Source organism: Salinimicrobium sediminis (assembly GCF_900215295.1).
In the GTDB taxonomy this organism is placed as follows: domain Bacteria; phylum Bacteroidota; class Bacteroidia; order Flavobacteriales; family Flavobacteriaceae; genus Salinimicrobium; species Salinimicrobium sediminis.
Genome location: NZ_OCMF01000001.1, coordinates 1,631,043 through 1,657,107, shown reverse-complemented (window position 1 = coordinate 1,657,107; position 26,065 = coordinate 1,631,043). Strand labels below are relative to the sequence as shown.

General features: G+C 42.9%; 23 protein-coding genes. 11 read left to right on the top strand and 12 right to left on the bottom strand.

The features are described 5' to 3' along the window. Window positions 1-22 precede the first annotated feature (22 nt). The 9 genes from CRO16_RS07675 to xrtF all read right to left on the bottom strand — a co-directional run bounded on the left by CRO16_RS07675 (window position 23) and on the right by xrtF (window position 10,152). Window positions 23-583: a helix-turn-helix domain-containing protein gene (locus CRO16_RS07675; protein ID WP_097055698.1), complete on the bottom strand. Its 561-nt coding sequence runs from the start codon at window positions 581-583 to the stop codon at window positions 23-25. Continuing rightward, window positions 584-1,156 carry a DUF2911 domain-containing protein gene (locus CRO16_RS07670; RefSeq protein ID WP_097055697.1) on the bottom strand — a complete coding sequence of 191 codons (573 nt, stop codon included), beginning with the start codon at window positions 1,154-1,156 and terminating at the stop codon, window positions 584-586. A gap of 59 nt (window positions 1,157-1,215) precedes the next feature. Further along, window positions 1,216-1,806 (bottom strand): DUF3347 domain-containing protein, encoded by a 591-nt coding sequence (locus CRO16_RS07665; protein ID WP_097055696.1) that lies wholly within the window; start codon window positions 1,804-1,806, stop codon window positions 1,216-1,218. 25 nt (window positions 1,807-1,831) lie between these two features. Next, on the bottom strand, window positions 1,832-3,589 hold the full coding sequence (locus tag CRO16_RS07660; protein WP_097055695.1) for an efflux RND transporter periplasmic adaptor subunit: 1,758 nt from the start codon (window positions 3,587-3,589) through the stop codon (window positions 1,832-1,834). Beyond that, entirely contained in the window at window positions 3,573-4,826 is a 1,254-nt protein-coding gene (locus CRO16_RS07655; RefSeq protein ID WP_097055694.1) for a TolC family protein, read from the bottom strand. Before CRO16_RS07655 ends, CRO16_RS07660 begins: the two co-directional genes overlap by 17 nt. Continuing rightward, window positions 4,823-8,653, bottom strand: coding sequence for an efflux RND transporter permease subunit (locus tag CRO16_RS07650; RefSeq protein ID WP_097055693.1), 3,831 nt, complete (start codon window positions 8,651-8,653; stop codon window positions 4,823-4,825). The genes CRO16_RS07655 and CRO16_RS07650 overlap by 4 nt, the downstream gene beginning before the upstream one ends. Before the next feature lie 78 nt (window positions 8,654-8,731). After that, window positions 8,732-9,130, bottom strand: coding sequence for an HYC_CC_PP family protein (locus CRO16_RS07645; protein WP_097055692.1), 399 nt, complete (start codon window positions 9,128-9,130; stop codon window positions 8,732-8,734). Window positions 9,131-9,173: 43 nt separating this feature from the next. Next, window positions 9,174-9,611, bottom strand: coding sequence for an exosortase F system-associated membrane protein (locus tag CRO16_RS07640; protein WP_179670503.1), 438 nt, complete (start codon window positions 9,609-9,611; stop codon window positions 9,174-9,176). After that, the gene (gene xrtF, locus CRO16_RS07635) at window positions 9,595-10,152 is read right to left on the bottom strand and encodes an exosortase family protein XrtF (RefSeq protein WP_097055825.1); all 558 of its coding nucleotides are present in this window, start codon (window positions 10,150-10,152) and stop codon (window positions 9,595-9,597) included. Before xrtF ends, CRO16_RS07640 begins: the two co-directional genes overlap by 17 nt. Window positions 10,153-10,239: 87 nt before the next feature. On the opposite strand from xrtF, the gene CRO16_RS07630 reads away from it, so the two are divergent. Further along, window positions 10,240-10,695 carry a GAF domain-containing protein gene (locus CRO16_RS07630; RefSeq protein ID WP_097055690.1) on the top strand — a complete coding sequence of 152 codons (456 nt, stop codon included), beginning with the start codon at window positions 10,240-10,242 and terminating at the stop codon, window positions 10,693-10,695. An 89-nt stretch (window positions 10,696-10,784) separates the two neighbouring features. On the opposite strand, the gene CRO16_RS07625 is transcribed toward CRO16_RS07630, so the two are convergent. Together CRO16_RS07625 and CRO16_RS07620 are read right to left on the bottom strand one after the other, a co-directional pair. Then, window positions 10,785-12,101 carry a serine hydrolase domain-containing protein gene (locus CRO16_RS07625; protein WP_097055689.1) on the bottom strand — a complete coding sequence of 439 codons (1,317 nt, stop codon included), beginning with the start codon at window positions 12,099-12,101 and terminating at the stop codon, window positions 10,785-10,787. Between the two features lie 173 nt (window positions 12,102-12,274). Then, a complete protein-coding gene (locus CRO16_RS07620) occupies window positions 12,275-13,528 on the bottom strand; it encodes an ABC transporter permease (protein WP_097055688.1) in 1,254 nt (417 codons plus the stop codon). A 147-nt stretch (window positions 13,529-13,675) separates the two neighbouring features. Here CRO16_RS07620 and purH point away from each other — a divergent pair, with 147 nt between their 5' ends. Genes purH through rodA form a run of 6 tightly spaced genes read left to right on the top strand, consistent with a single transcriptional unit; the run spans window position 13,676 to window position 20,724 of the window. Continuing rightward, window positions 13,676-15,202, top strand: a complete 1,527-nt coding sequence (gene purH, locus CRO16_RS07615) for a bifunctional phosphoribosylaminoimidazolecarboxamide formyltransferase/IMP cyclohydrolase (RefSeq protein ID WP_097055687.1) — start codon at window positions 13,676-13,678, stop codon at window positions 15,200-15,202. 39 nt (window positions 15,203-15,241) lie between these two features. Then, complete coding sequence (locus CRO16_RS07610) at window positions 15,242-16,270, top strand: rod shape-determining protein (protein ID WP_097055686.1); 1,029 nt, start codon at window positions 15,242-15,244, stop codon at window positions 16,268-16,270. Window positions 16,271-16,279: 9 nt separating this feature from the next. Next, a complete protein-coding gene (gene mreC, locus CRO16_RS07605; RefSeq protein WP_097055685.1) occupies window positions 16,280-17,107 on the top strand; it encodes a rod shape-determining protein MreC in 828 nt (275 codons plus the stop codon). After that, the gene (locus tag CRO16_RS07600; protein WP_097055684.1) at window positions 17,100-17,606 is read left to right on the top strand and encodes a rod shape-determining protein MreD; all 507 of its coding nucleotides are present in this window, start codon (window positions 17,100-17,102) and stop codon (window positions 17,604-17,606) included. The genes mreC and CRO16_RS07600 overlap by 8 nt, the downstream gene beginning before the upstream one ends. Next, the gene (gene mrdA, locus CRO16_RS07595) at window positions 17,603-19,471 is read left to right on the top strand and encodes a penicillin-binding protein 2 (RefSeq protein ID WP_097055683.1); all 1,869 of its coding nucleotides are present in this window, start codon (window positions 17,603-17,605) and stop codon (window positions 19,469-19,471) included. The genes CRO16_RS07600 and mrdA overlap by 4 nt, the downstream gene beginning before the upstream one ends. 2 nt (window positions 19,472-19,473) lie before the next feature. Then, on the top strand, window positions 19,474-20,724 hold the full coding sequence (rodA, locus tag CRO16_RS07590; RefSeq protein ID WP_097055682.1) for a rod shape-determining protein RodA: 1,251 nt from the start codon (window positions 19,474-19,476) through the stop codon (window positions 20,722-20,724). Window positions 20,725-21,027: 303 nt separating this feature from the next. Here rodA and CRO16_RS07585 read toward each other — a convergent pair whose 3' ends face one another. Next, the gene (locus CRO16_RS07585) at window positions 21,028-23,160 is read right to left on the bottom strand and encodes a carboxy terminal-processing peptidase (RefSeq protein ID WP_097055824.1); all 2,133 of its coding nucleotides are present in this window, start codon (window positions 23,158-23,160) and stop codon (window positions 21,028-21,030) included. A gap of 146 nt (window positions 23,161-23,306) precedes the next feature. On the opposite strand from CRO16_RS07585, the gene surE reads away from it, so the two are divergent. The 4 genes from surE to CRO16_RS07565 are packed head-to-tail and all read left to right on the top strand — an operon-like array spanning window position 23,307 to window position 26,030. After that, window positions 23,307-24,089 (top strand): 5'/3'-nucleotidase SurE, encoded by a 783-nt coding sequence (surE, locus tag CRO16_RS07580; protein WP_097055681.1) that lies wholly within the window; start codon window positions 23,307-23,309, stop codon window positions 24,087-24,089. Beyond that, window positions 24,082-24,363, top strand: coding sequence for a hypothetical protein (locus tag CRO16_RS07575; RefSeq protein WP_097055680.1), 282 nt, complete (start codon window positions 24,082-24,084; stop codon window positions 24,361-24,363). Before surE ends, CRO16_RS07575 begins: the two co-directional genes overlap by 8 nt. Next, complete coding sequence (gene lpxB, locus CRO16_RS07570; protein ID WP_097055679.1) at window positions 24,364-25,482, top strand: lipid-A-disaccharide synthase; 1,119 nt, start codon at window positions 24,364-24,366, stop codon at window positions 25,480-25,482. Next, window positions 25,479-26,030 (top strand): C40 family peptidase, encoded by a 552-nt coding sequence (locus CRO16_RS07565; protein ID WP_097055678.1) that lies wholly within the window; start codon window positions 25,479-25,481, stop codon window positions 26,028-26,030. Before lpxB ends, CRO16_RS07565 begins: the two co-directional genes overlap by 4 nt. Window positions 26,031-26,065: the final 35 nt, after the last annotated feature.

Sequence of the window (26,065 nt, the reverse complement as noted above, 5' to 3'; positions counted from 1 at the left end):
TCTGGAAATTTGTGGTAAGATTCTAAAGCTTGTCCAGAGGAATGCGTTTGTTTTCCTTTACCTGCTTAAAATGGGTAGGCGTCAAACCCGTTACTTTTTTGAACTGCTTGCTCAAATGTGAGACGCTGGAATAATGAAGTTGGTGCGCAATTTCGCTAAGGGATAGCTCATCATAAACCAGCAGTTCCTTTACTTTTTCAATCTTTTGATTGATCACATATTGTTCTATGGTCATTCCCTGCACTTCAGAAAACAGCTTGCTAAGGGAGGAATAATCATGGTGGAACTTTTCTGAAAGATATTCAGAAAAAGTAATTTTCAAAGGTTCTTCGGTATAATGTATCCGCTCCACAATACAGGTCTTGATGCTTTCGATCAACCTTGTCTTCTTATCATCAATGATCTCGAAACCTAATTCCCGAAAACGTTTATCTAGCAGCTCTTTTTCTTCTTCGGAAATTTTCCGGCGGAGATCCACTTCTCCAAGCTGTGCCACATCAGGCTGAAGTCCGAACTTTTCCAGTTCAGACTTCACCATCATGATGCAGCGGTTACAAACCATATTTTTGATATAGATTTTCATCTATTTTACCTCAAATGGTAATCTTAACTTCTTTTTCTCCCAGGAAAAAATGAGTTCTCCCGACTTTTCTCCTGTTTTATTCACTTCATAGGTCAGCACCTCCTGGACTTCCTTTAGATCCTCAGGCTTAAGGGTCAGCCTTAACACATCTTCGGCCTCATTATACTCATCTTTACCATGCTGTTCCCATCGTGAATTAAAGATCAGGGTCCACTCCTTTTTCCCGGGGATGAGGAAGAAACCATATTTTCCTGCCGGCAGCTTTTTTCCGGCAATTAACAGGTCCTTGTCTGTACTTAACCAGGTGGCATTGTGCGCCCCGGCCTGCCAAACCCTGTCAAATCCTACCAAACCCCCAAAGATGACACGATCTCTTACACTCGGGGCAGAATAGTCAATATGTACGTGAGCAACATCTACCATAGCCATGGCCATAGTATGCGGACTCAGGCTTTTGCCGGCTGTCTTCGTGCTCTTGACGTGACTTGAGTGATCCTCCTTCTCATCGACCTGAGCCTGGAGTAAAGAAGATACCCCCAATAAGAGAAATAGAAAATAGGTTTTCAAATTCATTTCTGTATTATTATAGTTAGCCGGTCCCTCAAAACCGGGACCGGCAGTTGTGGTATTAATTATTTAATAGTGTCACGTACACTTCCGCATTTCAGCATTTTATCGCCATAGTAAGGATTTCTTATCTCTTTTGATGCCGAAAGCCATGATCCACCCTTTCCATCAAAAGCCATTGGGCAATATTGTTTGTAAAGCTCTCCTGAAGCAATTGCTCCGCTCAATATTTCCTCCATTCCTGCAGAAAGGTCAAGAAAAGCTGTTCTTTGCTCATTGATCTCTGTGGAGTTGGCGATCTTTTCCGCAGCCTCTGTAGCTTTCGTGCTGTTTTCAACCTTTCCAAGTGCTTCAACAAGCATTTTTCCACCGCTTTGAGCTTCTTCTGCATTGGTGTTCACTAAAGCCGTCTTAACGTGCATGTAGTGTTGATAAGCGCTACCCACAGCATCATTGCTAAATTCAATATCACCGGATTGCCCGTCATCAAGATTTCCGACCATACTCATGTCATGCTCCCCGGTTTCTTCCTGGTGCATCTCGTTTTGCATAGGCATTCCCGCTTCTTCAGTTGCTTCTTCTTTTTTAGTTTCTCCACACGAAGCCAGCATAAAAGCTGCTGCCAGTGCCATAATTGTCATTTTTGTGTTTTTCATTTTTAGGATATTTATAGTTGCTTATTTAATTCAATTGTTCTACGATCTCGCCACATTTAAGCATGGCGTCTCCATAATACGGATTTCTAATTTCGGCTTCTTGGCTTAGCCAGTAAGCACCTTTGTCAGAATTTGCCATAGGGCAGTAATCCACATAAATGCTTCCTTCACCAATTCCGAAGGTGGCCACGGTTTTGATGAGCGCTTCAGAGATATAAATAAAATTCTCTCTTTGCGCTTTTATATTTTCTGCCTCCATGCCCACTTCAGTATGCTGCAGAAGGAATTTTTGCTTTTCTTCCCAAAATGCTTTTGCTTCTCCAATCAAAGCCGAAGCTTCTGTCGCTTCAACAGCTTCCTGCAGTTTCCCTGTCAAATTTACGCTTTCTTCCTCTTTTTCTTCCACAAGTGCATCTTTAAGCTGAAGATAAACCGTCACCACCCGGTTTAGTTGTTTCTGAAACTCTTCGGAAGCTTCTTCTTTAAAATCAATGCTATTATTCTGAAGATACTGTCTCACATCTTCCTGCTTAATACCGGAAGCAACAACCGCGGGATTCATCATACTGGGCTTTCCTGCAAGCTGTGCCGCTGCATCCACTGTAAAAGTGCCGTTTACTACAATCTCTTCCCCGGCTGCAAGACCTTCCAGCACTTCATAAGTATCTCCAAGGGACTGTCCCAGCACCACTTCCCGCATCACAAACGACGGATTTGCAGCTGTACCCTCATTGATATAAACCACGCTGCGTTTCCCGGTCCAAAGCACTGCTGATCTTGGAATGGTGATTCCTGAAGCATCTACGGCGCCCGATGTATTTACAACCCCGGTAACGAACATTCCCGGCTTTAACCTGTCCTCTTTATTTGAAATTTCAACTCTTGCCGTTGCCACACGGGTTTGCTGGTTTAAAAGTGGATCTATAAAATCGATAGTTCCCTCAAATGTATCTCCCGGAATAGAGGCGACAGTAAATTCTACCTTGTCTCCTTTCTCCACAAGACCTATTGTTCTTTCATAAAGGTCAAATAACACCCACATTTTTGAAAGGTCAGCGATTTGGTAAAGAGGCATTCCGCGCTCTACATAATCCCCCAGCTCCACTAACTTTTCGGTCACTATGCCGCCAACATCGGCGGTAATAGTAAACCTGTCTGTTGCCTTGCCCGATTCAAGTATTCTGTTGATCTGGTTCTCACCTATCCTCCAGTTTCGTAGCTTCTGTTTGGCAGCTTCAAAAAGCTCCGGTTGTGAACTTCTTATCGCGTATGCCTGCAGCAGTTCTTCCTGGGCGGTGATAAGTTCGGGAGAATAAACAACTGCCAGGGCCTGCCCGCGCTTTACTTCTTCGCCGGTAAAATTCACCATGAGTCTTTCGATCCTTCCCGGCACGTGAGTGGATTGCGTATATGCGATCCTTTCATCTACGGTTACTTTCCCGTTTAATCTCAATTCCCTTTCTCCTGAGCCGTTGCCTACAGTTTGTGTTTGAATATTTGCCAGTTTCATGGCATATTCGGTCATTTGCACGGCTTCGGGATTGCCTGTAACATCTCCGCTTTCCAGCGGAATAAGATCCATTCCGCAGATTGGACATTTCCCCGGCTCTGCAGACCTGATCTGTGGGTGCATGGAACAGGTCCAGATGGTCTCCTGTCCGGCTTCGGCGCTGTGGTCGTGTACTTCAGCATCATCGCTGCCGCCAAAGAACAGCCATCCCAGTAACATTCCCGCCACTAATGAACCGGTGATAATGAGTATATTTCTAGTTTTTGTTGTCATAGTCATAATTTTTACCCGATAGATAATCGATCTGTGCCAGGGCGGTAAGGTAATTAGCCTCTGCTCCTGCTACCGCCAGCTTATATTTTAATAGTTCCTGTCTCACCCGTAGTACCTCTTCAAAATTAGCAGAGGCATTGCGATAGCCGGACAGCAGTAAGTTGAGCACCTGTTTTGAACTCTCGACCTGCTTTTCGTAAAGCCGAAGCATTTCAGCTGCCTCCCGAACTTCGAATTCTGCTGCTTCCATTTCGGCAGAAAGCATGTTTTCCATATTGATCTTTCGCTGCTCATAACTTTCGGCCATGAACTCTGCCTGTTTTCTCGCAGCTTTATATTTTCCACGGAAGATTGGCAGACTTACTGACAGCATAGGCATTATAGCATCCCTCCCGCTATCTTCTACCGCCATATCCATGCGCTCTCCCACGATTACATAATCCACTCCCAAACCTACATTTGGCAGACCTTCCTTTTTCGCCAGGATTTCCTGCGCTCTGGCCGAAGCAGCCATGCGTTCCATTTCCGTAAGCCGAGGGTTTCCGGTAACAGAGGTATCAAAAATGGCATTTTCAAAAACTATTTCCAGATCCTGCGGAAGGTTCACAGCTTCAGATCTACTGCGGTTAAGCAGGGCGTTAAACTGCGCCACCACCGCTTCCTTCTTTAGTCGGAGGATCTCCAGCGCGGTTACAGATTCATTCCGAAGCAGATCGGTCTGCAGCACATCAGACAAAGCACCGCTGCCGGCACTCACCCGGGAAAGCGCGAGATCTTTATAGTTTTGAAGGATCTCCAGGTTCTCTTCCTGGAAGATTACCTGCTGCTCCAGTTCATACAGATCATAATATTTACTGCTTACGTCCAAAAAGAGCCGGTTTCGGAGATCCAAAAAAGCCTGAAATTTAGCTTCAGCCATAAGATTAGCCACGTCTTCCCGAGCTTCCAAAGTACCAAACCAGGGAAACATCTGCATCAGTGAGAAACGTGCCTCCTGGGGTCCAAGCCGGGTTTCCACCATGGTTCCAAAAGCTGTCATGGTCAAAGAAGGATCGGGCAGGCTCCTAACCTGCGGCGCCTCCTGTAAAGCCGCTTCAAATTCGGCATAGGCTGCTTTTACTTCCGGATTATTTTCCGCAGCGAGCTGCAGATAATCCTCCAGGGTTTGCGCTTTCAAGCTTCCGAAGAAGAAAAAAAGCAGCCCTGTCAAAAATGATATTTTTAAAGTGTTTTTCATCCTTCAGTTAATTTTATTTCATTTCTTGTAACTACGGTTTCGCGCCAGATTGCCTGTAGCACCGGCACCACAAAGATGGTCATGATCTGTATGACCATTCCGCCCACGATGGGTATCGCCATAGGCACCATAATGTCGGCCCCTTTTCCTGTTGAAGTGAGGACTGGATATAGTGCGATAATGGTTACAGCGGTGGTCATCATCGCGGGACGTACTCTTTTCTTCCCGGCTTCAAGCACTGCAGCACGTACTGCAGGAACAGTTTGGGGATTTCTTTTTTCGAATACCTGGTGAATGTAGGTTCCCATTAGTACGCCGTCATCTGTTGCTATCCCAAAAAGGGCAATGAAACCTACCCATACTGCAACACTTAGGTTGATGGTGCCCATTTGGAACAGGTCCCGCATATTCATTCCTGAAATGCTGAAGTCCATAAACCACGGCTGCCCGTAGAGCCAGATCATGATAAAGCCCCCTGCAAAGGCCACAAACACTCCCGAAAAGTGAATTGTGGAGGCAATCACAGTCTTGAACTGGAAGTACAGCAAAAGGAAAATGATGATAAGCGAGATAGGAATAACGATGGCCAGACTTTTTACTGCCCGCACCTGATTTTCATAATTTCCTGAGAATTCAAAACTCACCCCCGGTGGCACCTGCAGTTCTCCTGTATCGATCTTTTCTGCGATAAGGGCCTGTGCATCGTTCACTACATTGACTTCGGCATAATCTTCTTTTCTATCAAAGAGCACATAACCCACAAGGAAGGTATCTTCACTTTTAATCATTTGCGGCCCCTGCACATAATTTACATCCACAAGTTGTCCCAGCGGAATTTGAGCCCCTGTAGGAGTTGGAACTAATATTCGCTCGATCTCTTCGGGAGAATTACGCAATTCCCGCGGATATCTCACCCGCACGGGATAACGCTCCCGGCCTTCCACCGTGGTCGTGATCTCCATTCCCCCAATAGCTGTTTCAATGGTTTGTTGCACCTGCTCGATGCTCAACCCATACCGGGAAATATTTTGCCTGTTGATATCCAGTTCCAGGTAAGGTTTCCCCACGATCCTGTCGGCAAATACAGCTTCATGTTTGACTGAAGGGACCTGCTTAAGGATCTCTTCCAGTTTAAATCCAAATTCCTGAATGGTTTGAAGATCGGGACCATAAACTTTAATTCCCATAGGGGCCCGCATTCCGGTTTGTAGCATGACGAGACGGGTTTCAATAGGCTGAAGTTTTGGTGCAGAAGTGATCCCCGGGAACCTGGTTGCATTCACGATCTCGGTCCAGATATCATCGGGGCTGTTGATGTGTTCTCTCCAGTTCCTAAAGTATTCTCCATCCTCATCGGGCACCAGTTCTTTTGCAGAAATATTTCCAAGGAGGGCTTCTTCATGAGGCATAACTTCCCCTGACTTCAGTACGAAATTTCCATCCTCATCAACTTTAAAACGCTGCATTTCTCCATCTTCATTGAGGATATATTCCGGTTTATAGTTGATCACATTTTCATACATTGAAATAGGTGCCGGGTCAATAGCAGTTTCGGCCCTTCCCAGTTTTCCGACAGAAACCTCAACTTCAGGAATGTTGGTTACTGCCATATCCAATTTTTGAAGCACTTCCTTACTACCTTCAAGCCCTAAATGCGGCATAGCAGTTGGCATTAGCAGGAAGCTTCCTTCATTCAATGTCGGCATAAATTCCTTTCCCACTCCCGGAAAAGCTTCTGAAGCCGCTATCCATCCCGACGATTCTCTCATGTCCCAGCCGATCTCTTCAGCAGCATCTGCCACAAATCCGAAGATTTTAGGGATTCCCATCCAGATCAACAATCCGAAAAAGATCGTGACCACAGGAAGTGCTAAAAAGGTTTTTTTGTTCTCAAGGCACCAGGTTAAAAGGCTTTCGTAATATTTAACAATGGCCAGCAGTGCGGCAAGAGTGATCACCAGCAGAACGATCACGAACAGATAATTTTCTATGATGTGATTGCGCACTCCAAGCGGCATCCAGTGAGTGGTAAGGAAAAAGATAGTCACCGCCAGAATAATGAACAGTGAAATCTCTTTTGAATATCTTCCTAAAAAACCACGGTTTCGGGGCTCCAGTAATCTTAAAATTCCTATTACTGTTAGCGCTAAAGGTAACCACATTCCGAAGAGGAGCGACAGAATAATTCCACCCGCTATGAGAATGTAATTCCAGATGCGGTTGGTTCTTTCTTTATTTAATTTAAATGAGAAGAAATAGTAAGACAGCATTGGCAGCACCATCACTCCAAGCAGGAATGCTGCTACAAGAGCAAAGGTTTTAGTGAAGGCGAGCGGCCGGAAGAGTTTACCTTCGGCATGTTCCATAAAGAATACCGGCAGGAAACTTACCACGGTAGTAGCCAGTGCAGTTGTCACTGCAGGACCTACCTCAATTGTGGCATTTCTTATCACCCGCAGCAGTTTTTCTCCCCTTGCATTTTTATTTTCATCCATTTCCAGGTGTCTCAGGGAATTCTCAACGAACACAATCCCCACATCTACCATTACCCCAATGGCTATAGCAATTCCGGAGAGTGCTACTACGTTTGCATCCACTCCAAAATAGCGCATGGCAATAAAGGTCATGAGCACCGCAATGGGCAGCAGACTGGAAATTAAGATCGATGCCCTGAGATTGAGCACCAGGATGATCACCACAATAATACTGATAAGGATCTCGTCGGAAAGAGCACTTTCCAGAGTTCCTAAGGTCTCCTGAATTAGTTGTGTACGATCATAAAAGGGAACTATAGTCAATTTACTTACAGTTCCGTCAGCAAGTGTCTTGGTTGGCATCCCGGGAGAGATCTCTTCGATCTTTTCCTTCACATTGTTTATCACCGCCAGAGGATTTGATCCATAGCGTGCAACCACCACTCCGCCGGCAACTTCAGCTCCGGCTTTGTCCAGGACTCCACGCCTTTCGGCAGGACCAAGAGTAACTACACCGATATCAGAAATCAGTACAGGCGTGTTTTCATTAACTGCAACAACAGTGTTTTCAATATCTTCCAGGGATTCTATGTAACCCAATCCCCGGACAAGGTATTCTACCTTATTGACCTCAATGGTCTTGGCTCCAATATCCCTGTTGGAATTTTTCACCGCCATCATGACATCATCGATGCCTACATTGTAGGCTCTTAAAGCATCGGGGTCAACATCCACCTGGTACTCCCGCACATAGCCTCCCACCGAAGCAACTTCAGCGACACCTTCTACTCCGCTCAAGCCGAGTTTCACATAGTAATCCTGAATAGATCGTATCTCATGCAGGTCCCACCCACCGGTGACATTTCCTTCCTGATCCCGACCTTCGAGCGTGTACCAGAAAACCTGCCCCAGGGCTGTTGCATCGGGTCCAAGTGTGGGTTGAGCATCTTCGGGTAAGAGTCCTGAAGGGAGTGAGTTGATCTTTTCCAGGATACGCGTGCGGGACCAGTAGAATTCTACATCTTCATTGAAGATGATATTGATACTGGAAAATCCGAACATCGAGGTGCTTCGGATGGACTCCACCCCGGGAATTCCCAACAAAGAGGTTGTAAGGGGATAAGTGATCTGGTCCTCGATGTCCTGCGGGGATCGGCCGGGCCATTCGGTAAAGACGATCTGTTGATTTTCACCAAGATCGGGAATAGCATCTACAGGCACCGGGTCCCGGGGCAAGAGATCAAAGTCCCAGTCGAAAGGCGAAGTGACCACTCCCCAGCCTATCATAAAGATAAGCAGCAGCATGGTAACCAGCCGGTTATATAAAAAGTAATGAATTATTTTATTGAGCATTCTTCGATAATTAAATTGATTAAAGTGATATAAACACTACAACCCCGGCGTGCAGGGTCTAAAAAATCAATTCAAATATCAAATAAGGAAGGTCTCGTCGAGTAAATGTATGTCGAAGACGAGCAGAGGTGGTTTGTAGTGGAAAAAAGGAGTCTCGGACTGTGCTTCTCCTTCAAAAAGGTTTGCGTAAGACCAGGTGAAAGACGCAAGAAAAACCTGTTGGTCCAGATCAAGATCGTCAAAAGAAATCTTCAATTCCTTTTGGCCTTCCACTACGACTTTTTCTTCATCACAGCACTTGTTTTCAGAAGAGGCCGGCATATCCCCGTGCATTCCGCAGGTCTTTGCTTCAGAAAAAACAGCCTGGTCCACAAGGATCTCTCCACAGAAGTGCTTGTCTACCGTAAAAGATACGGTAGAGAACAGCACCAGAAATGCCATTGCGAAAGATGCGGTCTTATGAAAAAGCTGCTTCATACAAGCAACAAAATTACTAAAAATATTAATACACCGGCAAAATCTAATTTTTGACGCCGGTACTAAGCCTGAAATAATAAAAAGCGGGCAGTAAAATAAGAATAAGCAGCGGATGGGCTAAAAACCTTCGCACGTAGAAAGCTGCCAGGTAATCTTCCGGCTGCACATGAAGCATGAGGTAAATGAAAAGCGGAAAAAGCACCAGAAAAAAGCCAAGATAAATAAGTGCAGAAAATTTGATGATCCCCCGATTTCGGAAAGCTACCCATAAGATCAATAATGAAATAAGTGTATTTACCAGGAAGCGCAAAAAGACATTGAAGAACATATCAAAAGTATAGTTAATGGTCTCCCCGTTTTGAAATGCCTGTTCAAAAAAATACATGAAAGGGTCATAAAAAAAACTGTATTCATAGAGCCTTACAAGGGCCAGCACCCCCACCAGGGCGAGAATGATCAAGATCTTAACGGCTGACTTCATTTTTGATTTGTTTTGAATATACAATGATCCAGAGCACCCACAGCAAAAATACCGCTCCATAGATCACCAGTGGAAAAGCCACTGTATGGAGAAAATGCGCCTGATGGGGATATTCGTAGATTCCAATTGCCATTAATGCAATTCGAAGAATATTGGTAATGTAAATAATTACTGCTCCGGCAAGGGTGAAGAAGAAAGTTGTTCTTAGCTTGCCCGAGAACGCCAGCATAAAAGACACGAACAGGATAATAATACTTGCCGCGTTGCAACCTTCAATTATTCGCGCCACAAATTTACCTTCAACCATAAGATGCATGGTAGCCTCGGGATATCCCGATCTAATTTGAGAGTCATAACCCAGGGCATCTACTACATCCTCGCTTTGGATAGCCACAAGGTGTGTAAGATAATCGGGGTACCAGGAAGAAGAGTCAAAATTCTGAAGGTAGAGATTATAGAGCAATGCCAGCAGCAAATAACTCCCTAAAAAGGTAAAAATGAAGCGGATTACCGGAGCGTATTTTTGGATGAGTTGACGCAAATCTGGCCTTATGGTTTCATCAAAAGTATTTATTTAAAACGATTCCGGAAGCTGAATTTTTGAATACTTTTGTTCAAAAAGTTAACAATGTCATTTGAAAATCTAAGAAAAGAGGCCTCTACGCTTCTTGCTAACGATAAAGCTTCTATTGAAGCCCGGCTTACTGAACTATGTGAATTGCTAAAAGCTGAAGTTGATTACTATACCTGGGTTGGATTCTATTTTAAGAACGGCGACAAAAACGAACTGAAATTGGGTCCTTTTGCGGGAGAACCGACAGATCATACTATAATTCCTTTTGGAAAAGGTATCTGCGGACAGGTTGCTGTTTCGAACAAGAATTTCGTAGTTCCCGATGTTTCTGCACAGGATAATTACATTGCCTGCAGCATCCACGTAAAAGCCGAAATCGTGGTGCCTTTATTCAAGAATGGTGAAAACATTGGTCAGATCGATATTGATTCCAATGTTCCCGATCCTTTTACAGAAGAGGATGAGCGTTTTCTGGAATTCGTGAACGAAAAAGTTGCTGAAATTCTTTAAGCCCTTATCCCTCCCTCGTTAAGAGGAGTTATAGCACAAAAAAGGGGTGCCAAAAATGATATTTTTGGCACCTCTGTTGTTTTTTCTTTTTAAGCTCTTTTCAGTTCATGGGAATTTGGCCCCTGTTTAAAAAGCATTTTTCCTGCTTCAGGATCGAATTCCAGTTTCAATCCAAACCGGTCAAATTTGAACTTATGTGGCTCAAAGGCTTCGAGTGGAAAAGATGGCTGCCCCTCGGCCTGGCCCATTAATTTCCCATTTTCTTCATAGATCTTTAGAATTAAAGGAAATCCTTCTCCGCTGTATATACCTTCATATTGTTTTAGTTGGCCGGAAGTGAGCTCTAAAGTTTTAAAGGAAGGTATCTCGTAGGCTTCGCCAAAATAGATATGTGCAGCGGCATCCAGAATTTTATGAGGCAGCAAATCCCTTCCATTTGAGCTATAGGCAAAAGACACTTTTTCGGTGGGGTTGTAGACCACAACAGAATTAAAACCGTCTATACCGCCAGTGTGACCGTAGAAATTTCTGCCAACTAAATTCATTTCCATTAAACCTAATCCAAATTCGCCTTTGATCTCCTTCATTTTTTCAAGAGTAGCCGGCTTAACTATTTTTCCGGCAAAAAGCGCGGTTACAAATTTATTTAGGTCAGACGGAGTGGACATCAAAGCACCTGCACCTTTCACTACACTCATGTGTGTCTCATCGATTAAAGTCCATTCTCCCGTTTTTTGATAAGCAAGGGCTTCTCCTTTTGACGGATCGAGCTTGCTGCCGTAGTAAGTGTTCTTGAGCTGCAAAGGTTTAACGATCCTACGGGAAAACACCTCTGATAAATCTTCTTTCTCAAGATCTTCAATTATAAAGGACAGCAGTATGTAATTGGTATTGGAGTAATCTGATCTTCCACCGGGTTGAAACTCGATTCCGTTCTTGACAAACCTGTCAAGATGATCTTGTCTTGACTGCTCCTTATTCTTCCAATTTTCAAAATCCTCTCCTTTAGAATAATTGAACAATCCGCTTTGATGCCTCAAAAGATCCTCAATACTTATTTTCCCGGCATTAGGAATTTGAGGATAGAACGTAGAAAGCTTAGTTTCGAGTTGCAATTTTCCTTCTTCAATAAGCTGCATGATGATGGCAGCTGTAAAGGTCTTGGTGATTGACCCTACCCTATATCTGGTCTGGGCGTCGGCTGATTTCTTTGCCTCAACATTTGCAAATCCGGTACTCGAAGTGTAGACTTCATTACCATTCTTATAGATGGACAGGCTTCCCATCCCTTTATTGTTCTCATCAATTGCTGAAAACAGGCTATCCATTTTCTGCTTGTTGAAATCCTGGGCAGATAGCGACATTCCCAGAAAAAGCATTAGACTGAAGTTGATTAAACTTTTCATTTTTTGACTGATTTAAATTATTACTATTATCCTTTGACGATCAACAGTATAATTTGATACAAGCAAATATCTTAAAAATAGTAATATGTTATACACAGTAAAAGAAACCTAAAAGATCCCGGTGGGATACCGGGATTGTGTGTATAATAAAATAATAGAATTTTAAGGTAACGCTACATTCCGGTTCTAATGGCTTCTACAGGGTCCAGTTTAGAGGCAGAGATTGCCGGAACTATTCCCGAGATCAAGCCTATGACAGCAGAAACTGCCGTACCTATAAACATGTTCCATGGAGAAAGGACGAATTCAAAGGTCCCGGTGAGCTGGGAGGCCAGCAAAGAAACTACCCACACCAGGAAAAGGCCAACCAATCCCCCAATTACAGAAAGGATCACTGCTTCAAAAAGGAACTGAAACAGGATAAATTTATTCTTGGCGCCAAGGGATTTTTGAATTCCTATAAGATTGGTCCGTTCTTTTACACTAACGAACATGATATTTGCAATTCCGAAGCCACCAACGAGCAGGGAAAATCCGCTAATGATCAAGCCAAAGAAATTCATCTGGCTGGTAATATTGTCAATGAAATCTGTAAAACCCTGCAACTGGTTTACAAAAAAGTTATTTATTTCTTCCCTTTTTAGCCCCCTTATATTACGGAGTTGCTGCGAGAGGTAGGCAATGTATTCGGCGTTGTCAATACCGTCTTCCGGTTTGATAACCACTTGTGGGAACGTATTACGGTTGCTGCCGCCGTAGATCCTTCTTACCACATTCACCGGAACAAAAGCATTGGAATCATGGCCGCTTCCAAACAGGCTGGCGCCTTTCTTTTCAAGGACACCAATTACAGTAAACCGCCTTCCATAAAGCCGCACCTGTTCTCCAAGAGGATCTGCATTTCCAAAAAGATTTTCATAAACATCATATCCTAAAACAACCACAGGGGTTCCACTCGCAGATTCGGACATATTAAAGAACCGGCCTTTTTCGAGCTGCAGCGCTTCTATATCATAATATTCCGCCGAGACAGCTCCAATTCCTACGTTAGACGCAGTCTTGTCATTGTACTTTATAGACTCCTGAGGCACGTTTAAAACGTAAGACATAGCCTCGGTATTCGGTACCGAGCGACTCAAATACTCATATTCCTCATAAGTGACATCGGGAAACTGCTCCCTTTTCCATTGCGGAATATCTGTAGGTCCAAAAGAAAACCGGGTAACGATCATGGTGCTATTATCCAAAGCACTCAAATTTCCTTTGATCTCCTTTTCCAGGGAATCTACCGCTGCGAGCACGGCGATAATTGAAAAGATACCAATGGTCACACCCAAAAGCGAGAGAAAAGTTCTCAACTTATTATTCTTAAGAGCGTTAACCGCGAAATAAAAACTCTCTTTTAGTAACCTGAGGTAGATTAGCATATTCCTTTTTCGATGATATTACAAACAAGTATTAAAATAAGACGCAGAGTTCAAATATTCGTTACAAAATAAACAGATAATTAAAATGCAGAACCTATATAATTTACCTGAAATGGTTACTTTTGCAACCTCAACAAAACCAACATAATGAGCGACTTAAAATCGGCCGGATCTGCTTTAATATCTGTCTTCAGCAAAGACGGTCTTCAACCCGTGGTAGAAAAGCTTAACGAACTGGGTATCACCATCTATTCGACGGGAGGAACAGAAAAATTTATCAAGGACCTGGGGATAAATGTGGTGCCTGTTGAGGACATCACCTCCTACCCCTCTATCCTTGGCGGGAGAGTAAAAACCCTGCACCCAAAAGTTTTTGGCGGTATTCTTAACCGCAGCGAGAATGAAGATGATGTTGCAGAACTGGAAAAATATGAGATCCCTCAAATCGACATTGTGATCGTGGATCTTTATCCCTTCGAAAAAACTGTGGCTTCAGGTGCTTCGGAAGCAGATATTATAGAAAAGATCGATATAGGCGGAATTTCTCTTATCAGGGCAGCTGCCAAGAACTTTAAAGATGTGATCTGTGTACCTTCAGTAGAAAATTATTCAGAATTTCTGAACATCATTTCTGAAGGTGAAGGCAAAACGAGCCTGGAGGATCGAAAAAGATTTGCAGCCAAGGCATTTAATGTTTCCTCGCATTATGACACCGCCATTTTTAATTATCTCAACAAGGAAGAATTAGGTTATAAAGAAAGTTATAACGGCGGCCTGGAATTAAGGTATGGGGAGAATCCTCACCAAAAAGGGCATTTTTACGGAGATTTTTCTGCGATGTTTGATAAGCTGCACGGCAAGGAACTTTCTTATAACAATTTACTGGACGTTGACGCTGCCGTGAATCTTATGAATGAGTTTCAAAATGAAGCGCCAACTTTTGCCATACTAAAACACAACAATGCCTGCGGACTTGCCCAGCGGGAAACCCTGCTTCAGGCGTACAAAGATGCACTGGCAGGAGACCCGGTTTCAGCATTCGGCGGAATTTTGATCAGCAACACTGAAATAGACGAAGCTACTGCCGCCGAAATTCATGAACTGTTTTGTGAGGTGGTCATTGCCCCGGGATATTCGGAAGCAGCGTTAGAGATCCTGAAAGGTAAAAAGAACAGGGTGATATTGGTTCAAAAACAAAATGAACTTCCACAGAAGCAGGTACGAAGCTGCCTTAACGGGATCCTTGTTCAGGATAAGGACAGCAAGACAGATCGCGAAGAAGATTTAACTTTTGCAACGAACAATAAACCTTCAAACAAAGAGTTATCTGACTTGTTGTTTGCATCGAAGATCTGTAAGCATACAAAATCAAATACCATCGTCCTGGTAAAGAACAATCAATTACTTGCTAGCGGCACCGGCCAAACCTCACGAGTGGATGCACTGAGGCAAAGTATAGACAAGGCCAAAGCCTTTGAATTTGACCTCAATGGAGCAGTAATGGCCAGCGATGCATTTTTCCCGTTTCCGGATTGTGTGGAGATCGCAGGAAAGGCAGGAATAACTGCAGTTATTCAGCCCGGTGGATCAATTAAAGATCAGCTGAGTATAGATTATTGCAACGAAAATAATCTTGCTATGGTAATGACCGGCACAAGACATTTTAAACATTAATTTTATTACATTTACCGAACCTCAACTAATTGACTTAACATGGGATTTTTCGATTTTCTCACCGAAGAAATAGCTATAGATTTAGGAACTGCAAACACGCTTATTATTCATAATGACAAGGTTGTGGTTGACAGTCCGTCTATCGTAGCCCGCCACCGCACTACAGGAAAGATCATAGCCGTGGGAAAAGAAGCTGCCATGATGCAGGGAAAAACCCATGAGAATATAAAAACAATCCGGCCTCTAAAAGATGGGGTTATCGCCGACTTTGATGCATCTGAAAAGATGCTCACGATGTTCATCAAGGAAATTCCCGCGCTTAAAAAGAAGATGTTTACCCCTGCTTTAAGGATGGTGATCTGTATCCCTTCGGGAATTACTGAAGTAGAGATGCGCGCGGTGAAGGAGAGTGCAGAACGGGTAAACGGAAAAGAGGTATATCTGATTCACGAACCTATGGCTGCTGCCATTGGTATTGGCGTGGATATTATGCAACCAAAAGGAAACATGATCGTGGATATAGGGGGTGGTACTACCGAGATCGCGGTGATCGCCCTTGGAGGTATTGTGTGTGACAAGTCGGTTAAAATTGCCGGGGATGTTTTCACCAATGATATCGTTTACTACATGCGTACGCAGCACAACCTATATGTTGGGGAGCGTACTGCTGAAAAAATAAAAATTCAGATTGGTGCCGCTACCGAAGATCTTGAGGTGCCGCCAGATGAAATGAATGTACAAGGGAGGGATTTGCTAACAGGAAAACCCAAGCAGGTGAATATTTCATATCGTGAGATTGCTAAAGCTCTTGACAAGTCGATCTTAAGGATCGAAGATGCAGTGATGGAAACCCTTTCACAAACTCCCCCGGAACTTGCAGCAGATATTTACAATACCGGAATCTATCTTGCCGGAGGAGGATCTATGTTGCGGGGACTTGATAAAAGGTTATCCCAAAAGACCGATCTTCCCGTCTACATCGCAGAAGATCCATTACGTGCAGTAGTACGCGGAACGGGTATTTGTCTAAAAACCCTTCACAGGTACAAGGGGATCTTGATAAAGTAGGAGTAGCTTATGCAGCAAATAATAAATTTTCTTATTCGCAATAAGAACAATATTTTATTCTTATTGCTGCTAACCTTTTCCCTGTTTTTAACCATTCAGTCCCATTCGTACCAAAAAAGTAAGTTCATAAGTTCAGCTAATTTTTTGAGCGGCGGAATTTACAGCTGGACCAGCAATATCAACAGCTACTTCAATCTTGAACAATACAACCTGCGCCTGCTCGAAGAAAATGAAAGACTTAGAACGCGCCTGGCTACCTACGAAGATTCTCTCGCTATTGAACCCTTTACAGATACTTCAGCGATAGGTGCAAGCTATATTTTTAGAGCTTCAGAAGTGATCAATAACAATTATGCCAAGGTTGACAATTATCTCACTTTAAAAACAGGTGCCAGGGACGGGATAAAACGGGATATGGGAGTGATCACCAGCAAAGGAATCGTGGGGATTGTAGAAAACGTTTCTCCTAATTACTCAACAGTAATCTCTATTCTAAATTCCAATTCCAGAATCAATGCACAACTTAAAAAATCCAATCATTTTGGGACCCTTGTTTGGAATGGAGAAGACCCCAATGTGGTGCAGTTGATTGATGTCCCATCGATTGCCCCTTTGACCGAAGGAGACACTATAATTACCGGGGGTCGATCGCTTATATTTCCAAAAGGAATTCCTATTGGATATGTGCGGAATTTTGCCCTTGACCAGAGTGAGAGTTACTACCAGATCGATATTCAACTGTTCAATGACATGACCAATATTGGCTACGTGTACATTATAGAAAACACCCAACAGGAGGAAATAAGAAACCTTCAAAATCTTTCAAGGGATGAATAGCGTGATTCTTAACAATGCCGTACGTTTTGTGGTCTTGTTGCTGCTGCAGGTGTTGCTGCTTAACAACATCAATTTTTTGGGCTATATTAATCCTTACCTCTATATATTATTTATCCTCCTTTTTCCTTTCAGCGGAAGTCAAACCTTACTTATTTTCCTCAGTTTTTTATTGGGATGGGGCGTGGATATTTTTGAAGACAGCGGGGGAATAAATGCTGCAGCCTGTCTGGTAGCTGCTTTTATTAGACCTGTATTGTTGAGATTCTCATTTGGTGTAAGCTACGACTACCAAACAATTAAATTTTCCAGCACCCAACCCGGTGCCAGAATCAGTTATGTGGTGATTCTTGTGCTCATACATCATTTCGTATTGTTCCTGTTGGAATTTTTTAATTTTGCACACTTCTTGCTGCTTTTGAAAAAAACATTTTTTTCCGCTTTATTTACAATAATTCTGGTTTTTCTAACACTTGCATTATTCAAAAGAAGATCTAGATGAGGAAAATCCTTCTTTACATAATTATCATTACTTCCGGAATTCTTTTCCTGGCCAGGTTGTTCTATCTCCAAATTCTGGATGATTCGTTCGTAGGCCGGTCAGAAAATAATGCCATTAAGGTTGTTTATGATTATCCGCAGCGGGGATTCATTTTTGACAGGAATGGTGAGCTATTGGTTTCCAATCAGCCGTCATACGACGTTATGGTTATCCCCAGAAATGTCAAACCCTTTGACACAACAGAGCTTTGCCGCATTCTTAGCATCACACAAGAACAGCTTGTGGAGCGCCTTGATAAAGCTAAGATCTACTCTCCCCGACTCCCTTCGGTGGTCATCCCCCAGCTCACTAAAAGTGAGTATGCCTACCTGGGAGAAAAAATGAGAAATTATGAAGGCTTTTATATTCAGAAGCGATCTTTAAGAGACTACCATACCCAACATGGAGCAAGTTTGCTGGGTTTTATTTCTGAAGTTAACCAGAGAAAGGTCAACGAAGACCCTTACTATCTTTCGGGAGACTTAATTGGAAACACCGGAATTGAAGGCTTTTATGAAGAGCTGTTAAGAGGGGTAAAAGGAGTAAAGTATATTCAGAAGGACAGGTTCAACAGGGATATTGGTGCCTATAAGGGCGGTATATATGATACACTCCCAAAAAAGGGAAAAGACCTTACCATTACAATTGATGCCGAACTCCAGAAATATGGAGAGATCCTGATGGAAAATAAGCGCGGAGGGATTGTAGCCATAGAACCTGCCACAGGAGAGATCCTGGCACTCATCTCTGCCCCTACCTATGATCCATCCATATTAGTTGGACGGCAAAGGTCCAGGAACTATACTGAGCTTTACTATGACTCTATTGCCAATCCTTTATACAACCGAAGCTTACTGGCTGAATATCCTCCGGGTTCTCCTTTTAAGGTTGTAAATGCCTTGATTGGATTACAGGAGGGAGTCGTAGATACTCATGACCGGTTTTCATGCCATGGCGGATATTTTTACGGAAGAGGTAGAAAAATGGGATGTCACCCGCACGCGAGCCCGCTGGATATGATTCCTGGGATTGCCCAATCCTGTAATGCTTACTTTGCAAATGTGTACAGAAGGATCATCGAAAAATATCCTACTCCACAAGAGGGGGTAGATACCTGGGCCAACCATCTTAAAAGCTTCGGTCTGGGAGATTATTTAGGTTCAGATCTCTCCACGGGACGCCCGGGAAAAATCCCAACTTCCAAATATTATAATGCGATCTATGATTACCCTACCTACAAATGGTTCTCTACAGCCACTTTGTCTAATGCCATTGGCCAGGGAGAAGTTCTAATGACCCCTATTCAGCTGGCGAATATGACTGCTGCAATAGCAAATCGCGGCTGGTTTTATACACCGCATGTCTTAAAAGAAATTGAAGGGGTAGGAATTAAAGAAAAGGAGTTTACCGAGAAAAAACACACCACCATAGATCCTAAACATTTCGAGGCCGTTGTAGAAGGAATGCACCAGGTGTACAAGGCTGGAACGGCCTCGGCTTTGCAGATTCCCGATATTGAGATCGCAGGAAAGACAGGAACTGCAGAAAACTTTACGAAGATTGATGGGAAAAGAGTGCAGTTAACCGACCATTCTATTTTCATAGCTTTTGCACCGGTAGAAAATCCAAAAATTGCAATCGCTGTTTTCGTGGAAAATGGATATTGGGGTGGCCGTTATGCAGGAAGGATTGCAGGATTGATGATTGAAAAATACATCAAAGGAGAGATTACCAGAAAAGACATGGAAAACTGGATCCTTACTCATAGTTTGGAAGATGAGTACGCAAAACCATTCAGCGGGGAGCCATTTAGAATTAACCAGTAATTATGTCAAAAACTATTTCCCAGTTCGACTGGCTTTCTATATTAATTTATTTCTTACTGGTGATAATTGGGTGGGTGAATATCTATTCGGCTTCCCTTGATGATACTGCAACAGGTATTTTTGATTTCAGCCAGATCTACGGCAAACAATTGTTGTGGATCATCCTGAGCGTTTTTCTTATCGTTATTCTGCTTTCACTGGAATCGAAGTTTTATGAACGCTTCTCCAGCATCATATATATCTTTTCACTAATATCAATTTTGGGATTGTTCTTCTTCGGAAAGACAATTAACGGAGCGACTTCCTGGTATGCCTTTGGAGGATTTTCCATTCAGCCTGCTGAATTCGCTAAAGTGGCGACGGCCCTGGCTTTGTCAAAATTCATTAGCGACATTCAAACCAACATGAAAAACCTTGGAGACCAGTTTAAGGCCTTTATTATAATTGCTTTACCTGCTTTGATCATCCTCCCCCAACCTGATGCCGGAAGTGCCATGGTCTATGCCGCCTTCTTTTTTCCGCTTTACAGGGAAGGTCTTTCCGGGGTGTATCTCATTGCCGGAGCAATAGGTGTGCTGGTATTTGTACTCACCCTCGTGTTTGGCCCCGTATGGGTCGCGCTAGGATCTACTGCAGTGGTCCTTTTCTTATATTTCTTCCGAAAGAAGAAGAGACCCGGAGCTATCGCTTATCTAAGTATTCTAATAGTAGCAGTTGCACTTTCCTTTTCAGTAGATTATATCTTTCAGAACATTTTTGAGCAAAGACACCGGGATAGATTTAATATTGTTCTGGGTAAAGAAGTAGATAACCGCGGGATAGGATACAATACCAATCAAAGTGAAATTGCCATTGGAAGCGGGAGCTGGTTTGGAAAAGGCTGGACCGAAGGCACCCAAACAAAAGGGAATTTTGTTCCGGAACAACATACAGATTACATTTTTAGTACCGTAGGTGAGGAATGGGGTTTTATAGGAAGCTCTGTAGTGGTGTTTCTTTTCGTTTTTCTCATGCTTCGCATTATCCACCTGGCAGAGCGGCAAAAGTCGCAGTTCAACAGGGTTTATGGCTACAGCCTGGCAGGTATTCTTTTTATTCACTTCTTCGTAAATATAGGAATGGTAATAGGAATTTTCCCTACTGTGGGGATCCCCCTGCCCTTCTTTAGCTATGGAGGATCAGGCTTGTGGGGATTCACTATTTTGCTCTTCATCTTTATCAAGCTTGACGCTGAAAGAATGTCCTTCTGGTAATTCGGTATTGAACATTTTGAATTAGCTGAGAACGGGTTATATCACCCGAACTACATGCCTCAACTTCAACCTTCAATTTTATTAATGTCTGGCAGCTCTTTAATGCTTTCTCCTTGAAAGCACATCGGCCCTGCTTCGTAATTATAAGAGCCTTTCCTCCTTTTTCTTAGAGCAAATTAACTACGTCAGGACAAGATCTCATCACTCTATATTAGTACTCCATATTTAAGATTCCCTCCCTTGAAAGCATAAAAAAAGGGCCTTTTCTAAAGGCCCTTTTTGGATACTATATGTAACAAGAGGTTAATTTTTAATATTTGCAACCCCTGATTTCTTGATGTTGTTCATCTTTAGATCCTCCAGCACGTTCACTGCTTCCTCCATATAGAGGTCACTGCTCAAACTTTTGTGCCATCTTTCTCTTTTTTCTGCCAATGTAGTATCTACGGAAAAAAGTTCTTTTTCATATGGCAGGGAATTATAAGTAAGATTGGATTGGTATTCAGATATCTGGTCAAATTTCTTTGCCTGCTCCTCATTCAACTCCATTTCTTTGCTGTAATCTTCATAATTAAGCGGAAATAAAGTATTATTTCTTTGATCTCTAATCCATTCAGCATTCTCCCTAATAAGTTCAATATTAGAGTTTTGAGCCATTCTTACTTTACTGTTCTCCAAAGTTTCCTCAAAATCAATATAACCCTCCCAGATCTTATAAGAAGCCGGTTCGATCTGATCCCATGGCAGCGGGTTCTCCTGATCTTTTTCTCCTATGTCAATAAAAGAATAGCGATCTGGCACCACTACATCACTTTTCACACCTTCAAGTTGTGTAGATCCTCCGTTCACCCTATAAAACTTTTGGGTAGTGATCTTTAAAGCTCCAAGATCACCGAGGTCATTATTTCTCACCCATCGGTTAAGGTCAAGCACATTTTGTACAGTACCTTTACCATAGGTTTGCTTACTTCCAATTACAATTGCTCTTTTATAATCCTGCATCGCAGCTGCAAGAATCTCTGAAGCCGAGGCTGAAAGTTCATTAACAAGGATCACGAGTGGTCCATCCCAAAGTATGGAAGGATCGTTATCCTTCAATACTTCCTGCCCGTCAAGCTTTGATTTTACCTGGACTATAGGGCCTTCCTTTATAAATAAACCGGCGATGTCCACCACGGTCTTCAGTGAGCCTCCTCCGTTATTCCGAAGGTCAAGCACCAAACCGTCCATTCCTTCTTTCTTAAGTCGTATGATCTCTTTCTTAACATCTGAAGCCGCATTTCTTTCAGAATAATTATCCATATCAAAGTAGAACTTTGGCAGGTTGATCACTCCATACATGCGATTATTTTTTTCCACCATTGCAGCTTTTGCGTAGGTCTCTTCGATCTCTACGATATCCCGCGTGATCTTTACATCTTTAATAGTACCGTCTACTTTCTTAAGGGTGAGGGTAACTTTAGATCCTTTAGGACCCTTTATAAGATTAACCGCATCATCAAGACGCATACCCACCACACTTACAGCTTCTTTTTCATCTTCCTGCTTTACTTTGATAATTTCATCGCCAACTTCAACTTCTTCTCCTCTCCAGGCGGGACCTCCGGAGATCACTTCAACAATTTTCACATTGTCATTTTTCTTTTGAAGTCTGGCTCCAATTCCTTCCAGTTTTCCACTCATCGCCATATCAAAGCGATCCTTGTCCTGGGGTGCAAAATAAAAGGTGTGAGGGTCAAATTCTTCTACAATAGCATTTACATAAACAGAGAACCAGTCTTTACGCTCAAGATCATTGCTGAAATCAAAGTATTCTTCAAGCGAATTGAGAGTAAGCTCTCTGGCTTCTTTTTCAAGTTCGGTATCACTCTTTATCTTATGTTCCGGATTATTTTTTACTTCCTGCTCCTGTTCTTTCTTTTTGTCATAAAAATTCGATACAGCCGAAAACTTCAGTTGTTTTCTCCAACGCTCACGCATCTCCTTTTCATTATTTACATAACCACGCTTGCTGTAATCTGTATCTAAAACTTCTTTTTTGCTGAAGTCAAAAGGAGTCTCCAGGATTTCATGGTACATCCCTTCTGCCTCCTTCATGCGTTGAACAAGGCGGGTGTGGGTGAGGTCAAAAAAATTGATCTCAGAATTTTTGATCTCATCATCAATCAAAGTTTCATACTGTTTGAATTCTTCGATATCACTCGCATAGAAGTACCTCTTTAAAGGATCAAGGGCTTCCAGGTAATCTTTATAAACTTCGGCAGAAAAAGAATCATTAACCTCTTTGGCATCGTAATGACCATTTTGCAGCACATAAGTGATCAGCTCAATTAAAGTCTTGTCTTTATTGGGGTCATTAAATGTTTTTGTGGTAAAACTGCATGAAGCCGCAGCAAAGAGCAATACCAACACCAGTAGTTTATAATTCCTTCTCATTATGCTATGTATTTTCATCATTAAGTATACCTGTTGTACAGTAAAAACTATGCCAACTTATGAAGTTAGAAGCATTTTTGTTAATTTACGAATATAACGCTTTCCTCAGGATTTTAATTTAATTTAGCAGCCATAAAATTTTCACAATGTCGCAGGAAAAACCGCTGATCTTAGTAACAAATGATGACGGAATAACCGCCCCCGGAATAAGAGCTCTTATCGATGTGATGAAACAATTGGGAGATGTGATCGTGGTAGCTCCAGATAGCCCCCAAAGCGGAATGGGGCATGCGATCACCATTAGCGACACACTCTTTTGTGATCCGGTTACGGTAAAAGAAAATTATAAACATAAGGAGTACAGTTGTTCGGGCACTCCCGCCGACTGTGTGAAGATCGCTACCCAGGAGATCCTCCACCGCAAACCCGATCTATGTGTAAGCGGGATCAATCACGGCTCTAATTCCTCGATCAACGTGATCTATTCCGGCACCATGAGTGCTGCAGTAGAAGCAGGGATTGAAGGTATTCCGGCCATTGGTTTTTCCTTGCTGGACTATTCCCTGACTGCCGATTTTGAACCCAGCAAAAAATTTGTAAAGCGCATTACCAAACAGGTTCTGAAACATGGATTGCCCCAAGGGGTGGTCTTAAACGTGAACCTTCCGAAGTTAAAGGAATCAGAGATCAAAGGGATCAAAGTTTGCAGACAGGCCAACGCGCGCTGGGAGGAAGAATTCGACAAAAGGACAAATCCGCAGGGACGGGATTATTACTGGCTTTCCGGCAGGTTCGTCAACGAAGATGAAGGTGAAGACAGCGATGAGCACGCACTTTCTCAGGGATATGTTTCTGTAGTTCCCGTCCAATTCGATCTTACTGCGCACAGATTTTTAAAGGACCTAAACAGCTGGGATCTCAATGATTAAAAAGGAGATCTTCATAGGATTTTTGACAGGCATAGGCACCAACCTTTTAGGGATGTTGATCTATATCCTAATATTTTCTGAACTTCCCATCTTAGAAACGCTTCAAGAGTCTGTAAAAGGGGATTTTATAGGCACTTTGATCACGGCAGGTGCTATTCTTAATTTCCTTCCATTTTTCGTTTTTCTCAAAAAGGAAATGACGTACAGGGCACGCGGAGTATTGATGGCTTCCATCGTTGCCGCTCTGGTCATTGCCATAATAAAGCTGGTGTAAATGAAGTACTACATCATAGCAGGAGAAGCTTCAGGAGATCTGCACGCGGCCAATTTGATGAAGGCGCTAAGGAAGACCGATCCCAATGCAAAATTCAGATTCTGGGGCGGGGATCTTATGGAAGCTGAAGGTGGTAAACCCGTAAAACATTACCGTGATCTCGCCTTTATGGGCTTCGCCGAAGTGCTCATGAATCTACGCACCATCCTTAGAAACATTTCCTTCTGTAAAGACGATATAAAATCCTGGGATCCCGCTGTGATCATTTTCGTTGATTACCCTGGATTCAACCTTCGCATTGCAAAATGGGCAAGAAAAGAAGGTTATCAAACTCATTTTTATATCTCTCCGCAGATCTGGGCCTGGAAAGAAAACAGGATCAAGGACATTCGGCGGGATATTGATGAGATGTATGTGATCCTGCCTTTTGAAAAGGAGTTTTATGAAGATAAACATAAATACAAAGTCAATTTTGTAGGTCATCCGCTTATCGACGCTATTGCCGACAGGTCCCCTGTAGATGTAGAAAAAATTAAGAAAGAGTATAACCTGGATGAAAGGCCGGTGATCGCTCTACTACCCGGAAGCAGAAAACAGGAGATCTCAAAAATGCTGGAGATCATGCTAAGCGTGACCGATGATTTTAAGAATTATCAATTTGTGATCGCCGGAGCACCTAGCCAGGAAAGGGAATTCTATAAACCCTTTATAAAAAAGAAGAACGTCCATCTGGTGATGAACAAAACCTATGACGTGCTGGAAATCTCTACTGCAGCATTGGTCACCTCGGGCACTGCCACCCTGGAAACCGCACTTTTAAAAGTGCCGGAAGTAGTCTGTTACAAAGGTAATTTCATCTCATACCAGATCGCGAAACGCGTCATTAATCTTGATTACATCTCCCTGGTAAACCTCATAATGGATCGGGAAGTAGTTAAAGAGCTTATCCAGAATGATCTTAACCGGAAGAACCTGAAAAAAGAACTGGCCAGAATACTGAATAAGGACCACAGAAAAAAGATCTTCAGCGATTATTATGAACTGGAGCAAAAACTTGGCGGCAAAGGAGCCAGTGAAAAGACTGCACAACTTATTTACCAAAAAATATCAGCATCATGAGAGTCTTAAAAGTGACATTTTTGGTCTTCATTTTTTTCTTTACCTCCTGTGGCGCAAGGAAGCCGGTCACTTCCCCAACTTCGGAAGAACAATCCTCTTTACAAAAACAGGAGTATGCATCCCTTCCGGATTTTGTTGAAATCGAAGATGAGCCTGAAATTTCCCGGGAAGAATTCAGCATTATAGATCATGCCATGCAGTTTTTAGGTACTAAATATAAATATGGAGGCACAACACCAGAAGGAATGGACTGCTCCGGGCTTGTCTATACCGCATTTCTCACGCAGGAGATCGCTCTTCCACGTTCTTCCCGTGATATGGCGCTCCTGGGAGAAGAACTTGACCTTGGACAGGTGAAGACAGGCGATCTGCTCTTTTTTAAGACAGACAGACGCAAAAAAGTCATAAATCATGTGGGTTTGGTAGTTGAACTTGAAGGCGACCAGATCTTTTTTATTCACTCCAGCACCTCCCGCGGCGTCATAGTCTCTGCCCTTAACGAAAATTACTGGCGCGATCATTTTGTAATGGCCCGTCGCATTCTTTAAATTATTATCTTAGGTAAAACCTTGGGAAATAATTA

Bases quoted from the DNA above. Each gene is read 5' to 3' on its own strand.
- CRO16_RS07675 (WP_097055698.1), bottom strand. From the start codon at position 583: ATGAAAATCTATATCAAAAATATGGTTTGTAACCGCTGCATCATGATG.
- CRO16_RS07670 (WP_097055697.1), bottom strand. From the start codon at position 1,156: ATGAATTTGAAAACCTATTTTCTATTTCTCTTATTGGGGGTATCTTCT.
- CRO16_RS07665 (WP_097055696.1), bottom strand. From the start codon at position 1,806: ATGAAAAACACAAAAATGACAATTATGGCACTGGCAGCAGCTTTTATG.
- CRO16_RS07660 (WP_097055695.1), bottom strand. From the start codon at position 3,589: ATGACAACAAAAACTAGAAATATACTCATTATCACCGGTTCATTAGTG.
- CRO16_RS07655 (WP_097055694.1), bottom strand. From the start codon at position 4,826: ATGAAAAACACTTTAAAAATATCATTTTTGACAGGGCTGCTTTTTTTC.
- CRO16_RS07650 (WP_097055693.1), bottom strand. From the start codon at position 8,653: ATGCTCAATAAAATAATTCATTACTTTTTATATAACCGGCTGGTTACC.
- CRO16_RS07645 (WP_097055692.1), bottom strand. From the start codon at position 9,130: ATGAAGCAGCTTTTTCATAAGACCGCATCTTTCGCAATGGCATTTCTG.
- CRO16_RS07640 (WP_179670503.1), bottom strand. From the start codon at position 9,611: ATGAAGTCAGCCGTTAAGATCTTGATCATTCTCGCCCTGGTGGGGGTG.
- CRO16_RS07630 (WP_097055690.1), top strand. From the start codon at position 10,240: ATGTCATTTGAAAATCTAAGAAAAGAGGCCTCTACGCTTCTTGCTAAC.
- CRO16_RS07625 (WP_097055689.1), bottom strand. From the start codon at position 12,101: ATGAAAAGTTTAATCAACTTCAGTCTAATGCTTTTTCTGGGAATGTCG.
- CRO16_RS07620 (WP_097055688.1), bottom strand. From the start codon at position 13,528: ATGCTAATCTACCTCAGGTTACTAAAAGAGAGTTTTTATTTCGCGGTT.
- purH (WP_097055687.1), top strand. From the start codon at position 13,676: ATGAGCGACTTAAAATCGGCCGGATCTGCTTTAATATCTGTCTTCAGC.
- CRO16_RS07610 (WP_097055686.1), top strand. From the start codon at position 15,242: ATGGGATTTTTCGATTTTCTCACCGAAGAAATAGCTATAGATTTAGGA.
- mreC (WP_097055685.1), top strand. From the start codon at position 16,280: ATGCAGCAAATAATAAATTTTCTTATTCGCAATAAGAACAATATTTTA.
- CRO16_RS07600 (WP_097055684.1), top strand. From the start codon at position 17,100: ATGAATAGCGTGATTCTTAACAATGCCGTACGTTTTGTGGTCTTGTTG.
- mrdA (WP_097055683.1), top strand. From the start codon at position 17,603: ATGAGGAAAATCCTTCTTTACATAATTATCATTACTTCCGGAATTCTT.
- rodA (WP_097055682.1), top strand. From the start codon at position 19,474: ATGTCAAAAACTATTTCCCAGTTCGACTGGCTTTCTATATTAATTTAT.
- CRO16_RS07585 (WP_097055824.1), bottom strand. From the start codon at position 23,160: ATGAGAAGGAATTATAAACTACTGGTGTTGGTATTGCTCTTTGCTGCG.
- surE (WP_097055681.1), top strand. From the start codon at position 23,307: ATGTCGCAGGAAAAACCGCTGATCTTAGTAACAAATGATGACGGAATA.
- CRO16_RS07575 (WP_097055680.1), top strand. From the start codon at position 24,082: ATGATTAAAAAGGAGATCTTCATAGGATTTTTGACAGGCATAGGCACC.
- lpxB (WP_097055679.1), top strand. From the start codon at position 24,364: ATGAAGTACTACATCATAGCAGGAGAAGCTTCAGGAGATCTGCACGCG.
- CRO16_RS07565 (WP_097055678.1), top strand. From the start codon at position 25,479: ATGAGAGTCTTAAAAGTGACATTTTTGGTCTTCATTTTTTTCTTTACC.